The 16,480-nt window shown below is 43.9% G+C and carries 20 protein-coding genes; 4 read left to right on the forward strand and 16 right to left on the reverse strand.

What is annotated here, in order from left to right; genetic code table 11:
- Positions 1-18 precede the first annotated feature (18 nt).
- From AB4558_RS05395 to artP, 8 genes are all read right to left on the reverse strand, one after another.
- Positions 19-441 carry a hypothetical protein gene (locus tag AB4558_RS05395; RefSeq protein WP_017068350.1) on the reverse strand — a complete coding sequence of 141 codons (423 nt, stop codon included), beginning with the start codon at positions 439-441 and terminating at the stop codon, positions 19-21.
- Between the two features lie 198 nt (positions 442-639).
- On the reverse strand, positions 640-1,131 hold the full coding sequence (locus AB4558_RS05400) for an ATP-binding protein (protein WP_229647960.1): 492 nt from the start codon (positions 1,129-1,131) through the stop codon (positions 640-642).
- Positions 1,128-1,334, reverse strand: coding sequence for a hypothetical protein (locus AB4558_RS05405; RefSeq protein ID WP_102333313.1), 207 nt, complete (start codon positions 1,332-1,334; stop codon positions 1,128-1,130). Before AB4558_RS05405 ends, AB4558_RS05400 begins: the two co-directional genes overlap by 4 nt.
- Positions 1,335-1,800: 466 nt before the next feature.
- On the reverse strand, positions 1,801-2,325 hold the full coding sequence (locus tag AB4558_RS05410) for a hypothetical protein (protein ID WP_372158281.1): 525 nt from the start codon (positions 2,323-2,325) through the stop codon (positions 1,801-1,803).
- A 312-nt stretch (positions 2,326-2,637) separates the two neighbouring features.
- Entirely contained in the window at positions 2,638-3,306 is a 669-nt protein-coding gene (gene artM, locus AB4558_RS05415) for an arginine ABC transporter permease ArtM (protein ID WP_050645159.1), read from the reverse strand.
- A complete protein-coding gene (gene artQ, locus AB4558_RS05420; protein ID WP_017083621.1) occupies positions 3,303-3,989 on the reverse strand; it encodes an arginine ABC transporter permease ArtQ in 687 nt (228 codons plus the stop codon). Before artQ ends, artM begins: the two co-directional genes overlap by 4 nt.
- 3 nt (positions 3,990-3,992) lie before the next feature.
- On the reverse strand, positions 3,993-4,724 hold the full coding sequence (locus tag AB4558_RS05425; RefSeq protein WP_017070691.1) for a lysine/arginine/ornithine ABC transporter substrate-binding protein: 732 nt from the start codon (positions 4,722-4,724) through the stop codon (positions 3,993-3,995).
- A 120-nt stretch (positions 4,725-4,844) separates the two neighbouring features.
- Positions 4,845-5,573 carry an arginine ABC transporter ATP-binding protein ArtP gene (artP, locus tag AB4558_RS05430; RefSeq protein WP_123950340.1) on the reverse strand — a complete coding sequence of 243 codons (729 nt, stop codon included), beginning with the start codon at positions 5,571-5,573 and terminating at the stop codon, positions 4,845-4,847.
- 570 nt (positions 5,574-6,143) lie between these two features.
- On the opposite strand from artP, the gene AB4558_RS05435 reads away from it, so the two are divergent.
- Together AB4558_RS05435 and AB4558_RS05440 are read left to right on the forward strand one after the other, a co-directional pair.
- On the forward strand, positions 6,144-7,979 hold the full coding sequence (locus AB4558_RS05435) for an ABC transporter ATP-binding protein/permease (protein WP_017061820.1): 1,836 nt from the start codon (positions 6,144-6,146) through the stop codon (positions 7,977-7,979).
- A gap of 149 nt (positions 7,980-8,128) precedes the next feature.
- Positions 8,129-8,593 carry an acyl-CoA thioesterase gene (locus AB4558_RS05440; protein WP_372158286.1) on the forward strand — a complete coding sequence of 155 codons (465 nt, stop codon included), beginning with the start codon at positions 8,129-8,131 and terminating at the stop codon, positions 8,591-8,593.
- A 186-nt stretch (positions 8,594-8,779) separates the two neighbouring features.
- On the opposite strand, the gene AB4558_RS05445 is transcribed toward AB4558_RS05440, so the two are convergent.
- Entirely contained in the window at positions 8,780-11,035 is a 2,256-nt protein-coding gene (locus AB4558_RS05445) for a peptidase U32 family protein (RefSeq protein WP_017063916.1), read from the reverse strand.
- A gap of 173 nt (positions 11,036-11,208) precedes the next feature.
- Here AB4558_RS05445 and AB4558_RS05450 point away from each other — a divergent pair, with 173 nt between their 5' ends.
- Positions 11,209-11,799: a glutathione S-transferase gene (locus AB4558_RS05450; protein WP_372158363.1), complete on the forward strand. Its 591-nt coding sequence runs from the start codon at positions 11,209-11,211 to the stop codon at positions 11,797-11,799.
- A gap of 223 nt (positions 11,800-12,022) precedes the next feature.
- Here the strand turns inward: AB4558_RS05450 and AB4558_RS05455 are convergent, their stop codons facing one another.
- The 7 genes from AB4558_RS05455 to AB4558_RS05485 all read right to left on the reverse strand — a co-directional run bounded on the left by AB4558_RS05455 (position 12,023) and on the right by AB4558_RS05485 (position 15,884).
- Positions 12,023-12,472, reverse strand: coding sequence for a GyrI-like domain-containing protein (locus AB4558_RS05455; protein ID WP_372110511.1), 450 nt, complete (start codon positions 12,470-12,472; stop codon positions 12,023-12,025).
- A 67-nt stretch (positions 12,473-12,539) separates the two neighbouring features.
- Positions 12,540-12,773 (reverse strand): hypothetical protein, encoded by a 234-nt coding sequence (locus tag AB4558_RS05460; protein ID WP_017061815.1) that lies wholly within the window; start codon positions 12,771-12,773, stop codon positions 12,540-12,542.
- Between the two features lie 8 nt (positions 12,774-12,781).
- Complete coding sequence (locus AB4558_RS05465; RefSeq protein ID WP_004733849.1) at positions 12,782-13,033, reverse strand: Rho-binding antiterminator; 252 nt, start codon at positions 13,031-13,033, stop codon at positions 12,782-12,784.
- 170 nt (positions 13,034-13,203) lie between these two features.
- Positions 13,204-13,836, reverse strand: coding sequence for a type B chloramphenicol O-acetyltransferase (gene catB, locus AB4558_RS05470; protein ID WP_017063920.1), 633 nt, complete (start codon positions 13,834-13,836; stop codon positions 13,204-13,206).
- 93 nt (positions 13,837-13,929) lie between these two features.
- Positions 13,930-14,661, reverse strand: coding sequence for a glucose 1-dehydrogenase (locus tag AB4558_RS05475; protein WP_372074088.1), 732 nt, complete (start codon positions 14,659-14,661; stop codon positions 13,930-13,932).
- Positions 14,662-14,732: 71 nt separating this feature from the next.
- Positions 14,733-15,116: a nuclear transport factor 2 family protein gene (locus tag AB4558_RS05480; RefSeq protein WP_017061812.1), complete on the reverse strand. Its 384-nt coding sequence runs from the start codon at positions 15,114-15,116 to the stop codon at positions 14,733-14,735.
- 51 nt (positions 15,117-15,167) lie between these two features.
- A complete protein-coding gene (locus tag AB4558_RS05485; RefSeq protein ID WP_372158291.1) occupies positions 15,168-15,884 on the reverse strand; it encodes an HAD family hydrolase in 717 nt (238 codons plus the stop codon).
- 255 nt (positions 15,885-16,139) lie between these two features.
- Between AB4558_RS05485 and AB4558_RS05490 the strand changes: the two genes are divergently transcribed.
- Positions 16,140-16,472, forward strand: a complete 333-nt coding sequence (locus tag AB4558_RS05490) for a PBPRA1643 family SWIM/SEC-C metal-binding motif protein (protein WP_017061810.1) — start codon at positions 16,140-16,142, stop codon at positions 16,470-16,472.
- Positions 16,473-16,480: the final 8 nt, after the last annotated feature.

Consider the following 16,480-nt stretch of genomic DNA (forward strand, 5'->3'; position numbering starts at 1 on the left):
CCACTAACTAGCCAACAGTTATCTTACTGCAGCCTTTCTAAAAAATCGTAGCAAGTAATGCAGGCATACTCCCACAACCAAACCAAGTAGCATCGCCTTGATACTACCAACCCAAAGTATCAAACCAGAATAACCTTGTCCCGGACCTAAGCCTTGTTTATTAATCACATCGACAAACATAAAACCGTTCCACAGCACATGCAGTGAGGCTGTAAATCCATGCACACAAATTGCGATGGTTCCAAGTAACTTGTACTTGCTAATGACTGGTGCGCCACAAAAAATGACAACAAGCGCAAAGGTAAAAATCAGAGGGCCAGACAATACTAAAGTGAGTGTGGTTACTTCAACGTGGCTCTCTATGCCATAACTGTATGTACAAAATACCATTGTCATTGAAAACAAAAGCGAAATGAGTGCGAACCATAGCGTTCTATTCATTAGGGTTCCCTGCCTTAATAGTGGGTTTAGGACAAATTCGATAATCGACAGGAAGAACTAATTACCAAAAATCCGGCATGAAAAATGCCCTTATTACACGACTATTCGATGGACAACTCAGGCTTTCACAAACCCAATGTAACGTGAGACTTAGAACATAAGCTAGATAACAAAAACACCTCTCACCTGCGCGCCTAACTACATACCTTTTTGAGCTTCCTGTTGAACCCAAACAACATTTTCGTTTGAAGTTGGAACCTCAAACCAAGACCAAAACAGATCTAACATTTCAGGTGTCATTTCATAAGACTTACCATTGAGTTCCGAGTTACGGCTGAATGCTCTCTCCTTACAAGTCTCAAACGGAACATCAAGGTAGTGAACTTCGCTGTCCACGCCTAGGTTTGATGCCCAGCTTGTAAAAGAATCCCGATCAGACTCACGCCAAAAACCAAAGTCAAAAATCACAGGGACACCCAAAGAAAAGAGCTGCATTGCAGAGTCCTTGAATAAACCTTGTAACGTAGCCAGCCGGCTATCAAAAACCTCACGCTCCATATGCTCGCCATACAAAGGAATCATCCACTCATCGATTGAGAAACGAAAGGCGCCATGCTTTTCTGCAAGCGCTTTCGAGTAAGTCGTCTTACCCGAACCGATAAAGCCACATACGAAATAGATTTTAGTCATGATTCCCCTTTAGCCTCCCTGTTACGCATGATTCTTTCTATTAGAAGTGTACCAATGCTGCTCACTACAAACGTAAAAGCAAACGCCACAATTGGCCGATAGAAATCAAACGTACCATCCGTCATAAAAAAGTACTGATGAATGGCGACACCAAAGCCAATCCCTAATGCCAGCTTCAAGTTCTTGAAAATTCCTTTTTTCATGTTCATTCCCTCGTAGAAAGCAAAACAATGTATAGGTGTGAGTGACGTTACGAACAGATCTTAAATCATTGCGACGTAAACACTGAAATTGAAGTAAGCCGAAAATAACGCCGTTGAGCATCCGTTTTCAGTGCTATGTCAGGCTAATTTTTCCTGACGTTCTTGAGTGCATGTTTGACCTTGTCGTAAATAAAACTAAGAAGTGCACCGACAAAGACAAATAAACCAAGGTCAATCAGAGCAAGTTTAAGACTGAACGGGTCTGAAAACAGGTTATAGGTGAATCCCATTTGCAAACCAATAAATTTAGTTAAAAAAACTGTAGGTATGATCAGAAGTATATTCACGTATTACCTGAAAAATTGACTAGAAGTAGAGTTCTACCAATTTACTTAATAAAGTGGCTTCGGGCTTGTTCAACACTCGGGATTTAGTGTTGGCTGCGCAACACCTTAATCCTTATTTGTTATGCGATTTTTTGTGCTGCATCAATAATCATAAATAGCGACACTAAACCCACGATGATCGGCAAAATAAATTCGAAAAAAGAACGAGCCAAAGAAACAGGTTTTTTAGCTGATAACCACACTCTATTCTTGCGATATAACATCAATCGCGACGAACTAACTTCCTCGTCAATAGGGTTTTGCTGTCGATACTCATTTTCTCGTTCAATTACATAATTCATATACTCTGAGACATCCAATTCAATGACTGCCTTTTTCCAGACTATAAAGTCAGAAAAAGCATAAAGAGCAAACGCGAATACAAAGTACACTAGCATTGCAGCAAGAACATAGAAAAACGAGCTTTGCTCAGTTGCCGCCAATTCAATACCTAAGGCATTAACTTTACTTGGAACAATGCCCGTTTTGGCAAAAAACACTCCCAGAATACTGAGCCCCAAGAGCATTCTTCTTTCTTTCCTCGTCACTTCAGATAGAGGATCAACTAACGCCTTTTCTTTATTATTTTCCACTTCTGAACTCATTAGCTTCCTCAATCACATAACAGCTATTAGACAGAAAAATTGTGCATTTAAATACAGAATCATTCTATCTAGTTTCATATGCACAGCAATTTACCACGATTAATCACAGCAATTCAGTGACTTAAAACATAGATCGACTCATTGAATGACAAAATGCAGAATATTTCCATATAGTATGAATTTCGCAAAAAACCCACCCTACTGGATATAAATACAGCACTCCACAGATACCCCAAAACACAAAAAAGCCTGCCATTTATGCGAACATAAATGGCAGGCTTTATACGTTAGTTAAGCTTGTGAGTGGCTAGCTTACGCCGCTTCGAATGCGAGGGCCTTCTTCTCTACCTGACGGAAGATCAGCGTTAGTACACCGTTTACTGCTAAGTAGAATGCGCCAGCAATGCCGAACACGGTTAGCGTGTCGTAGGTTTGGCCGTTGATACGCTGTGCGTAGCCCATCAAATCCATGATGGTGATGGTGCTTGCCAATGACGTGCCTTTGAAGACTAGAATCACTTCGTTCGAGTAAGCTGGAACAGCGCGGCGTAGTGCATATGGCAGTAACACTTTCAGCGTTGCGATTTTGTCCATACCAAGTGCGCGACATGCTTCCCACTGCCCTGCTGGAATGGCGTTGAATGCGCCTCTGAACAGTAGCGTGCTGTATGCCGCGGTGTTCAAAGCTAATGCTAACATTGCGCAGAACCAAGGTTGGCTTAACCAAGTCCACATGAAGCTTTCACGAATCCAATCGAACTGACCCGGGCCGTAATACACCAAGAAGATTTGAACCAACAATGGTGTGCCAGTGAACAGCGTGATGATGCCACGAGTGAACCAGTGAATCGCCGGTATTCTTAGAATTAGCGTTACCGTCATCAGCAGTGACAAGATACAACCAACAAGCAATGAAGCGCCTGTGAGTTGAAGACTGGTCACTAAGCCTTCAAGCATTTGAGAGAGGTATTGTTGATTCATGCCATTGCCCCTTTGTTACCCAAACCTTGAATAGAGAACTTACCATCAATCACTTTTACCAATCTTTGTGTGATTAAAGTGATGACCAAGTAGATTGCTGCTGCTGTCGCGTACCAAGTAAATGCTTCGTGCGTTGCAGCGGATGTTAGTTGTGCTTGTTTCAACAAATCTGTTACGCCAATTAGCGAAACTAATGCAGTGTCTTTCAATAACACTAACCATTGGTTGGTTAACCCTGGTAGTGCGTGTCTTACCGCTTGAGGTAACACGATACGAAAGAATGAACGCGATTGAGAGATACCAAGCGCGCTTGCTGCTTCTCTCTGCCCTTTGCTTACTGCTTTCAAAGCACCACGGATGGTTTGTGAAGCGTAAGAAGCAAAGATAAGTGACAGTGCAACAACACCAGATAAGAACGGGCTCACTTCTATGAAGTCGCCAGTGATCATGAACAGAACTTGTGTCGAACCAAAGTAGATAAACAGTACGACCAGAATTTCTGGTAAACCACGAACAATCGTCACAAATGCAGTCGTTGGCCATTTGATTGCAATACGACGAGACATCTCACCACTTGCAAACAAAACTGCTAGAACCAATCCAACCAATAGGCTTACGAACGCAAGCTGAACAGTCATCCAGCTTGCTTCGACGAGCCCTAAAGAGTAACCCGTTAATTCCATAAATTACTTACCGAAGTACTTGTTGAAGATCTTATCGTATTCGCCGTTCGCTTTTACTGCTGCAAGTGCAACGTTAAGCTGGTCTACAAGTTCTTGGTTGCTCTTGTTTACTGCGATGCCAAAGCCGTTACCGAAGTACTCTTGGTTTGTTACTTGGTCGCCAACGTACGTTAGGTTGTCTTCTTTCTTGAACCATTCTGCTACAACGGCTGTGTCACCGAATACAGAATCGATACGACCGTTCTTCATGTCGATGAATGCATCTTGGTAGCTTGAGTAAGGTACCGCTGTTACGCCAGTCATTTGCTCAAGTAGGAAGCTCTGGTGAGTAGAACCGTTTTGAACGCCAACACGCTTACCTTCTAGTGCTGCTTGGTCTGCTACTTTGCCTTCGAAAGAAATGAATGCTGCAGAGTTATCGTAGTATGCGTTAGAGAAGTTCACTTGTTTAAGACGCGCTTCTGTGATGTCCATTGCCGAGATAGCCGCATCGTAACGTTTGAATTTAAGTGCAGGGATCAAGCTATCGAATGCTTGGTTGTGGAAAGTACACGTTGCTTTCAGCTCTTCACAAAGTGCGTTTGCTAAGTCTACGTCAAAACCCTGAATTTGGTTGTTCTCATCCATGTATTCGAATGGTGCGTACGTTGCTTCCATCGCGAATTTGATTTCTTCTTTAGCCGCTGCGTTAAAAGAAGCAAGGCCGATAAGTGAAGCTAGTAGAATCTTTTTCATTTTGTTACTCCGAATACTGTGTAATAGCGGCCTGTGGCCATTCTTATAATTTGATTGTTTTAATTGATGTTGTGTTTAGCTAAATCTAGTGAGTCAACTTTCTTTTAATAAGTGACTTACTTAATGAGTCAAATACTCGGCAAACTCAGGTGTCTGCGGATTAACGAATGAATCGCTGGTGCCGTGTTCAACGATGTACCCTTTCTCTAGGTACAGAACGTGGCTAGCAATCTTCTTCGCGAAATCGACTTCGTGCGTTACGACCACTTGGGTAATGCCCGTTCCGCTCAATTCTTTAATAATGCTCACGACTTGGTTGGTGATCTCAGGATCAAGCGCCGCTGTTGGTTCATCAAACAACAACACGTCCGGTTTCATCATCAGCGCACGTGCAATCGCAACACGCTGTTGTTGACCGCCAGACAGTTGAAGTGGCCAAGCGTCTGCTTTGTCGGCAAGTTGAAGTGTCTTTAGGACTTCTTGCGCTTGCTTAATCGCTTCTTGCTTATCCAAATCCGCCACTTTGGTTGGTGCTTCAATCAAGTTTTCCATCACCGTCATGTGTGGCCATAAGTTGTATTGCTGGAACACCATGCCGACTTTACGACGAAGTTTAAGCCCCTGCTTTTCTTGGATTTGGCTTGAAAAATCGAATTGCTCATTCGCAATGTCTAATTCGCCGTTGTCCGCGATTTCAAGCAGGTTCAATACACGCAGTAATGAACTCTTGCCCGCGCCGCTTGGGCCAAGCAATACCAAGGTTTCGCCACTCTCACAGTCGAAACTGATGTCGTGAAGAACTTGGGTATCACCGTATGATTTGTTGATGCTCTTTACTTGAATACTCATGCCACAATACTGCATTAATTGTCATTTGTTGGTTATTCTATTCAATCCGAGTTTTTATGCAAGAAAAATGTATAAAAAACTACTTTGTTGAATTTTTGTAACAAATATTCCACAAAAAACAGTCGCTATAACTGGTCTTACAACCAAAACTTACAAGTCATTGATAAAGCTAATATCGAGATTGATAGCAAACGTTTTGCTATCAATTTATAAATCATCGCACGGTTGCTTGTTTATGTGTGCACTCTTCTATCAACGCTAATTTACTTGCATAAAAATTAGGGTTAAATAGCTTGGTTTCCTATCCAACTGACTGGATCAAAATGCTTAGTTTTCCTTTAAGGTCGTTTCGAATTATTCACTTAGTGTTGATGAAATATTGGAAATTGAGTTTCCTAGGGAGCGTCACAGCGCAATAAATGCTTTAATGGGTTCGATTCTCAACAACAATTACTGCCCAGCGAACAACGCGCAGTACAGGCAATAAGTCATAAAGCAATTAGCCATAAGCAACAAGCAACAAGCAACAAGCCATCTATTTTTAAAGCGACAACACATTAAGGCAGTCATATGCAAAACGATGTCTCTTCTACGCTCGACTCGAACCAGCGACAGACTCAGCGATCGACTCAACAAGCGCCAGAACCCAAACCTGAGAAAAAAAGCCTCAGTATTTTGTTTGAGCTGAGTAAATTCATTCAGCCTTATAAAGGTCGTGTTATTGCTGCGTTGATCGCGTTGATCTTCACAGCGAGCTTAACCCTTTCAGTCGGACACGGTATTCGTCTTCTTATCGACCAAGGCTTCAGCCAACAATCGTTGTCAGACTTAGGCAGCGCGATTCAATTCATCATGGTGGTGGTCGTGCTGATCTCGATTGGCACCTTCTTCCGCTTCTATTTGGTTTCTTCTGTTGGGGAACGTGTGAGTGCGGACATTCGTTTATCGGTTTTCAATCATGTCGTGACGCTGCACCCGAGTTACTTTGAAACCAACGGCAGTGGCGACATCATGTCGCGCATCACCACGGATACCACTCTGCTTCAAAGTATCATTGGTTCATCGTTCTCTATGGCGATGCGCAGCGCGTTGATGTGTATTGGTGCAATCATCATGCTGTTTGCGACCAATATTAAGCTGACGTTGATTGTATTGGCCTCGGTGCCATTTATCTTGATTCCGATCCTTGTCTATGGGCGTCGTGTAAGAGCTTTATCTCGCCAAAGCCAAGATTCCATGTCTGATGTGGGTTCTTACGCAGGTGAGGCAATTGAGCACATTAAAACGGTGCAAAGCTACAGCCGAGAAGAGCAAGAGAAAGCATCATTCGCGGTAGAAGTGGAAAAGGCGTATGAGATTGGTCGCCAGCGTGTAAAACAGCGCGCGATTCTTATTTCTGGCGTTATCGTGATTGTATTTAGTGCTATTGCAGGCATGCTTTGGGTTGGCGGCAGTGATGTTATCAACGGCACTATGTCGGCTGGTGACTTAGCGGCGTTTGTGTTCTACGCAATTATGGTTGCTTCATCGTTAGGTACGATTTCTGAAGTGATGGGTGAACTGCAACGCGCGGCAGGTGCGACCGAGCGATTAATCGAGATCCTACAAGTTGAAAGCCATATTGTTGCGCCAGTTGCGAATCCAACTTCGCTTGCTAACGTAACGCCAGAAGTTGCATTTGATGATGTGACCTTCTGTTATCCATCAAGACCGGACCAACCCGCAACAAGCAACCTCACGCTTACTGCCCATGAAGGCAAAGTGTTGGCACTGGTTGGCCCGTCTGGCGCAGGTAAAACTACCCTGTTCGAACTGCTGCAACGTTTCTACGACCCACAAGTGGGTAAGGTCACCTTAGGCGGTGTTGAACTGAATCAGTTTGATCCTAACGAGCTAAGAAAGCAGATGGCATTGGTACCGCAACAACCTGCTCTGTTCAGTAACGATGTGTTCCATAACATTCGCTACGGCAACCCGCAGGCAACAGACGAGCAAGTGATCGAAGCGGCGAAGAAAGCGCACGCACACGAGTTCATTCAAAACCTACCTGATGGCTACAACAGCTTTCTTGGTGAACGTGGTGTAAGGCTTTCTGGTGGGCAGAGACAACGTATTGCTATCGCACGTGCCATCTTGAAAGATCCAAATATTCTATTGTTGGATGAAGCAACCAGCGCACTAGACAGTGAAAGTGAGCATCACGTACAACAAGCGTTAGAAGAGTTAATGCGTGGCAGAACGACGATCATTATCGCCCATCGATTATCAACAATTAAACACGCCGACCAAATTGCGGTGCTCGATAAAGGACAACTAGTAGACATCGGCGACCACCAGTCTCTCATCAATAGCTGCGAATTGTACCAACGCTTGGTTGAGCTGCAATTCAAACACCTTAGTGCCTAACTATTGAGTGGATGTGCAACTAAGTCACTGACATTGTGTGGTTTCAAGCTTCAAAAACTTAAATCACGCGTGTTGCAGTTTTGTTAATTTAGCGGTAGGGTTTTTATTCCAATAACAACTTATCCCTACATAACAATAAGAGAGTTCGCATGGAAGCACTATTATCTGACTACCCGGTAGTAACAGAAATCCCTGTCGCTTGGGGAGAAATGGACGCACTCAATCACGTTAACAACGCTGTATATTTTCGCTATTTCGAAACCGCTCGCTTAGATTTTTTCAAGCACGTCGAGCTGATGGAAGAGATGGCGATTACCAAAGTTGGTCCTGTTCTTGGTGACACTTACTGTAAGTATTTCCGCCCAGTCACGTATCCAGATACCTTGATGGTCGGCTCACGTGTTACCGATATTGAAGATGACCGATTCACCATGGAATACGCGATTGTCAGTAAGGCTCAACAGAAACTGACGACCGTTGGCACTGCGACTATCGTGATGTTTGATTTTGCTTCGAACCAGAAAGCCTTGCTCTCGCTGCGCTTAACCAATGAAATCGAAAAGATGAACACGTTGAAAAGCCCATGCTTCAAACAAGAAGCCGTGACAGAATAACGTATTCGTTGGTTGAGAAAGATTCAGAAAGTTTCAGACATTAAAAAGGCCACTCGATTGAGTGGCCTTTTGTTTATTGGTTCAGAGTGCTGATAAGCGGTTGAGCGTTTAAACCTTGAACGCTCTTTGCGTTAGAACCTATAAGCCTTACAGCCCATAGACATTGAACCCTATAAACCTTGTACGCTATAGACCTTGCACGTACTGAGCATTAGTTCGAACTTCAACCATCTGCTCTAGGTTCTGTTGTGAACCTTCAACGCCGTTCAGTAGCGCTTCGAAATGCTTGATAAGCTCAACTTTGTCTTTCACTTCTTTAGAACCTGCACCGATGTTGGTTAGGTCAATGAAGAACTCGTCGAACAGACCAGAGAAGTCAGTTACTGCGTCGTGGTTCAAGAACTGCTCGTGGTTGTAAATGCTTGGGTAGCCACCCTTCTGTTTATCAACCGCAAAAGAGATGCCTTTCACGTTGGTAATCGTGGTCGCTTTCTCACACTTCAACATACAACCTGCTTCGATGCTTGGCTTGTTACAACCCACGGTTCTTTGGAAGAAACACTGACGGCTGGTCATCATCAAGATTGGGTGGTAAATGCTGTAGAACAGTTTGAAGTTCTCTGGGCGACGAATATGACGAATCTGACCTTTGTTGATCTCGTTCGAAATGAATGCGCCTGCACAGTTCAGCTCTTCTTTCAGAGTAACCAGTGCGTGAGAGTTGGTCGTGTTCATGAACGGGCCTGCAACCCACTCAATACCCATCTCGTAAGCTTTGTAAGCAATACCCGTGTTGTTGGTTACGATGCGAGCTGGCTTGATCTCTTCAAGAATACGAACCGCTTCGTCGTAATCTTTACCGATCAATACCGCTGGGAACCAAGGAATCAAACGTGGGTTTGCTGCCAAGATGTCGATGTACTTGTTACAACGCTTCTTGAAGCTTTCTGGAAGTTTGAAGTAAACATCCGCGTCAGTCACGTCACACAGGTGTAAGTCTTCTACATCGGCGATAAGCATCGACATAGTCGGCTTCTCGTTCACTTTAGGGTGCTGAGGCAGTGCTGGCACTTCAACGTGCTTAATCACTTCCACAGAGCCGTTCAGAATGAAGTCGATCTCGTCTTTTAGGTCTGAAACTTCTTTTAGAGGAATCAACAAGCCTGCATCCACTTCACTGAAGTCGTGGCTTTCTAGCGTGTGAACTGCACTCTTCACGTTTTTGAAGCGCTTCTCAAGTAGCTCTTGAGTAATCGCCTTCTCTTCAACCGCTTTCAATAGCGATTTAGATTGAAGAGTAAAGTTCTCTTTTGGCGTGTTCACAGTCACCGTAAATGGTTGACCCACTTTTGCGCTGAACGACAGTGCTACTGGTGTCTTGCGAATATCAAGGAACTCGATCTTGTCACGCATTTCGTTACCAAGAACGTCTTTCGCTTGGTGAAGTTCGTTGGTCACTTCTTGAATCTGTACAACTGAGATTTCGTTGTTCTGCTCCGTCGCTTTTTCAACAGCGTAGTTCATGCTGTTGTCGCGCGGGTTATCGATGAACATGTCTTTCGTTAGGTTGCCCTTTAGGAAAGAGTTGGTGAAATCACGGTTGAATACTTTGTGCAGGTTCGAATCGTCTTCGATCAACAAACCACTTTCTACAAAGCTATCAATCTGTTTACGCCATGTGTCTACCACAGTGTAAACGTAGTGTGCGCCTTTAATACGGCCTTCTACTTTCAATGAGTCGACTTTCGCATCAACCAATTCAGGTAGGTCGTAGTAAGCTGAGTTATCTTTCAGGTTAAGTGGGAACTTGTTGCCCGCGTTGGTGATTTCGTACTCATCACGACACGCTTGGCTACAACGACCACGGTTACCTGAGTTACCCACACTTACTGAGCTTGAGTAACATTGACCAGAGAATGCGATACACAGAGCGCCGTGTACGAACACTTCGGTTAATACGTCGTGATCGTGTGCCACTTCCGTCAGCATCTTGATTTCAGGCAGGTTCAACTCACGAGACAAGTTAACGCGCGTCGCGCCAATCTTAGACAAGAACTTAATCTGACCTTCGTTGTGCGTAGTTAACTGAGTCGACGCGTGAACGTCTAACGATGGGAAATGCTTCTTAACCAGGTTGAATAAACCCAAGTCTTGAACAATGATGCCGTCCACTTTGGTGTTCACAAGCTGGTTCAGCAGTTTGGTGATGCTCTTAGTCTCGTGCTCCAGTAGCACAACGTTAAGAGTCAGGAACACTTCACAGCCGTATTCATGAGCAAGGCGAATCACACCATTCAATTCGTCTAACGACAGGTTAGAGGCTCTGTTACGAGCGTTGAATGTGTCTAAACCACAATAAACTGCATTAGCACCCGCTACGATGGCGGCTTTTATCGCTTCTACATCGCCACCTGGGGCTAATAACTCAATTTTTCTGCTCATTTTTGAAGTCGCTCACTTACTTATAATTTTTAAGCCGCGTATTCTACCCACATCACGATCTCTTTACCACCGTACAACACTTTTCAAACTAAATGACCTCAATAATGCCGAACGAATCCGATCTACCTATCCTTTATTCTTTACGCCGTTGCCCTTATGCAATGCGCGGACGAATGGGCATCGCACTATCACAGCAAAAAGTGTTACTTCGAGAAATCGTTACCAAAGACAAGCCTAGCGAACTATTGGCCAGTTCGCCAAAAGGAACAGTGCCTGTATTGGTGTTACCCAATGGACAAGTCATTGAACAGAGCTTGGATGTGATGAACTGGTCACTTCAACAAAACGATCCTCAAGATCTTCTGCGTTCAAGCAATCCAACGCTTAGCGAACAAGTTCAGCAGCTCATTAAAACCAACGATGAAGAATTTATTGGTCACTTAGAAAGGTATCGTGCATCGGTTCGTTACCGAAACATCGATGTTGAACAACGCCGACAAGCCTGCGAAACCTTCATTAAGCAGTTAGAAGTGCGACTTACCGATCAGCCCTACTTTTTTGGAGAAAACCCAAGCTTGGCCGATTTTGCGGTGATGCCTTTCGTCAGTCAGTTTGTGCGAGTCGAAAAGAAGTGGTTTGTGAAATCGGAATATCAAAACGTAGGACGTTGGTTAAGAGCGCACCTTGAAAGTAAGCTCTACACCCAAGTCATGAAGCAATACCCTTTGTGGAATGAAACCAAGCAAGATTGTCTGTTTGGATAACTTAAGAGAATTTTGGGTGACTTAAGGGTATCTAGGGTGATCTAGGGGAATTCTGGAATAGATAATTCCTAGGTATTAAAGTAGTTACGTGACACTGTATCTTCTTTGTAAAGAACAGATATTCAAAGGCTTAACTGGGATTCCGTTGTCTCTTTACCGGTAACTACTGTCTCTTAACTGGCAAACACAGTCTAAGCTAAGCCTTTTGTTCATTTTAACCTGATCACTGAATCGCTATCGAAATCTCGACTTCAGTTTCACCTTTGTATAGTTCAAAATCTGTCGTGTAAGTTCTCACATGTGGGCAGTCAGCAGCGCTGAAATACGCCCACACTTCACCCCATAGATCGATGACCGCTTGAGGAAGTTCACCTTCAGCAGAAAACGTCAGATATTTGCCTGCTTCAATCTTGGTTTCAATAAGATTATTTAAGTCTTGAGCCGTTAACGCATTAGCACACGCGATAACATCAAACTCACCCGTAAAATCAGACTCGTAATTAGTGTAGACACCGTACACTTTTGAATCCGGCGTTAATTTCGGAAATGCTTGGTCAAAAAAGCCCTGCCACAATTGCCCTATCTTGGCTCTTGCTGGGTCCATCTCATCGGTATTGGTGGTTCTTACTGAAAAACCATACGCCTTTACGGCTTCTATCGTTTCAACTTTCATTCGTTCTATTCCTAAGCCAATTGACGATCTAACTGTATTGAATCCAATGTTTTATAAGATAACGATGCTAATCTTGTATCTCTTTATGGCCACATTTTTCACAGACAAGGTGACGAGAAAACTCATCCATTGACGCGACAAACGGGCCAAGGAACCAACCTTTTATCATGCCTGCCCAAAACTCGCTTCGCTTTTGGTTAGGTTTCTCTGCAAACGCACTCGTCTTTCTGACCAACACCACAACGTGCTGTGTATCTTCTCGGCATGCGGTGCAATAGCATTGTTCTATGGTGTTATTCATTTGAAAGCCTATGACGTTTTGAATGAAATCTGCTGAAAATGAGGGTTGTCGACACAAACTTCTAGTGTGGAAAGGTCTGTGAGTACGACAAGTTGTTCTACACCTTGAATACTGACCTTAATGCACTCTTCACGGCTATCATTGCGTTGAGTATCTAATCCGACACATTCAATCTGCTCGCCAGATTTCAGCGTTAATTTGATTGGGTATCGGTGCATACACACAATCTCAATATAATCGTAATCGTTGCAACTAATCATAATACCCTTCCAATTCATCCACCACGCTAATGCGACATGCCATACTATTCAATATCTTTACAATCAATAAGTTACTCGTATCACAATCGCATTGCCATAATCAGATTATTGAGTAATTTGTTAAATTTAATCTCGTTCTCACCATTCACATTTCATCTGTGAACGACAATTTAAGGCTTCAAGAATCCTTTCCAATAATGGTACAAACCACCAATGTCTGAAGAACACATTAGCGACATTGCGCCTTTGATTTGTTCTTCGCTCCATTCCCACCATTTCATTTCTAGCAACTGAGCGATTTCAGTCTCATTGAAACGATAACGGATATGGCGTGCTGGGTTTGAACCGACAATCGAGTATGGCGCGACATCTTTAGTCACAACCGCTCGACTTGCGATGATGGCTCCGTCACCAACCTTAACACCACTCATGATCATGGCTTCTGTACCAATCCACACATCGTTACCAATCACGGTATCACCAGAGCGTTCAAAGCCGTCTATCGCACCTTCAAACTTCTCATCGTCTTGATAGAAAAACGGGAAGGTACTCACCCACTGGTTTTGGTGGCCTTGGTTGCCCGCCATCATAAACACGGCGCCAGAACCAATCGAGCAGTAGCTGCCAATGATCAGCTTATCGATGTCGGTTCTATCCGGTAATAGGTAACGCGCACAGTCATCAAAGCTGTGGTTATGGTAGTAACCCGAGTAATAGCTGTGCTCGCCCACGATGATGTTCGGGTTGGTCACTTGTTCTTTGAGTGACTTTCCAACAAACGGGCTTTCAAAATAGTTTTTCATGGTTGTACTCTTAGTTTCGTTCTTTTAGTTAGGTACTTTTGTTGCGTGTTGATGGTTGTAACTTGTTTATATTAGTGTAAAGGCAAACGTGCCCTATCGACCGCCTGCAATATCAATAAACGAGCCGGTGACATACGAAGCTTCGTCTGATAATAACCACGCGATAGAGTTCGCGACTTCTTCTGGTGTGCCACCTCGTTGTAACGGTAACTGCGAAGCTAGTCTGTCTACGCGATCTGGCTCTCCGCCGTCTGCATGCATCTCAGTATAAATACAACCTGGCCTTACGCCATTCACTCGGATATTGCGTGAAGCTAATTCAAGCGATAAGCCTTTGGTGAGTGAATCCATCGCACCTTTCGATGCTGCGTAATCCACATACTCAAACGGTGCGCCAGTACGAGAAGCGGCAGACGATACATTCACAATCGAACCCGCGCCATCGGCTTGTTTGATAAAGGCTTTACTGCACAGAAAGCAGCTTGATACGTTGGATTTCATCACCTTTTCAAACCGATCCAATTCAATATCAACCAACGGTGACTGGGTAAACAAGATCCCGGCATTATTGACCAAGTGCGTCACTGGACCTAGCTTATTACGAGCAATCTCAAATAAAGATTTCACATCCGATTCAACAGACACATCCGCACGCACGCTTATCGCGGTTCCGCCTTGTTCACGAATCTCGTCTACTAGATCTTCAGCTCGCGACTCATTGTGTATGAAGTTAACGCATACAGCATAGCCTTTACTGGCCAACAATTTAGACGTTGCTGCGCCAATGCCTCGGCTTCCGCCGGTTACAACCACTACCTTGCTCAATGAAACCTCCTAATGTTTACTTATTCTGTGCAACCTGATTGTTCGTGACAAACTGATCGTATCGATACAAACTAATTGTTCGATACGATCTGAACCCACTGCGATCGCCACGCCGGCGCTTCGAATGGGTCTGGCCAAAACTCAGTTTGCTTTTGAATTAAACCGTCAACCACCGTGTGAAAGGTGATCACTCGGCCTTTCAACACACTGTCAGTGACCGAAACGTCCGTGACTACCGTATCACCTTCACAGACAATCGAATTGAGCGTGAATTCCCAAACACCATTGGCTGGGTATTCAGTATTGATTGCAGTGAAGTTGTCGCGCCCTAACGTCAATTCAGACGACTGCGGCCAATAGCCTTCAAAATCTGCGGTTAACCATTCACCTGCCTTTGCAAAATCATTACTGCGCATTGCATCCCAAAATCCCAATACCACTTGTTTTGGTGTCATTATTCTTCCTTAAAGTTATTTACGTGTGGTGATTTTTAAATGTCTGCTTCGTTATGCGTACTTGCTAATGATCGTTAAAAGATCATCGACACTGTTAGCAATGTAGTCCGGCTTGGTTTGCCAATTTTCAGGCTCCGATCGGCTATAACCTGCGGCTACGGCAATCACTTTTGCATTGTTACCCAGCGCGGCTTCAATATTGCGAGCAAACTGTGTGTCCGCTTCATGGTCACCGATGTACATCAAACAAAGCTCGTTAGTCGGATCGGCGCCAAATATGTTCTCGACACATTTCACACCACCAAATGGATGGGGTTTTTGGTTGCCGTTCGAGACATCGTCATAGCCCACGACCGATTTAAACAAATCGCCGATGCCATAACTGTCGAGTACACCACGAATATTCAATTGAGAGTTTTGAGAGCAGATCCCATGTGGAAGATGAGCAAACTGATTAACCACGGTTTCCATTCCTTCAAACAAGGCGACGGCTGTTTGGTTTTTCTCTTGATGCTCTGCCCACATTCCACCAGCGATCAACATTTCATCGTGTGATAAGCCGTAATAGTCGATATATAAGGCTTGCCAGTTTTTAGCCCCGTGGTTGGCTTCATGATAAAGCGCTTCGCTAAGCAAATATTTAGGTAAGTTGTCGCCTGACAAGTGTGGCGCGACTAAAGAGATAATGTCTTTTGTGATTGCGATATTCTTTGGAACGGAATTGACTAAGGTTCCATCGTAATCCCACAGGATGGCATCTAACTTCATACACTATCTCTTTGTTTCGATAAATATTTTGAATTTATCATTCATAAGCCTATTTAGGGCAATTTTATTGTCTTGAATTTCGAAATTTGTCGAATAGAAGCAAAGCTAGAGAACAAACCGTTACTAGCAAACAAAAACCAAACAGTGTTTGCTCACATCACTGCTTTATCAATTGCAATATATGCGTATAATCCCCGCTCCATTGCGCTATCGCCGTTAAAAATAGCGCCATTCAACATTTTTAATGAGTACCCAATGTCGAAACTATTTTTCAAAGGCCGTATCGAAACAAGACAGAACCACGTTCTTGCTGGCTACAACGTAAACCGCGATGTAAAAGCGGGTACCGAAGAATCTCCAATCGCAGTAATGGTTCAAACTGAAGCGCGCAAAGCAGAACTTGAAGCGCTAGCCGCTGAAAATTCTATCTTCGTTACTGTTACAGTCGACGCAGACAAAGAAGAGAACACCATCGAGCTTGATACTCTACTGAACAAGCCAAAAACGATGACGTTTGAAAAGACCCCTAACCGTAACGACCCATGTTCTTGCGGCAGCGGTAAGAAATACAAGAAGTGCTGTGCATAAGCGCTTTG

The sequence above is a fragment of the Vibrio sp. 10N.222.51.C5 genome (assembly GCF_041474575.1).
GTDB classification, from domain to species: Bacteria; Pseudomonadota; Gammaproteobacteria; order Enterobacterales; family Vibrionaceae; genus Vibrio; species Vibrio crassostreae_C.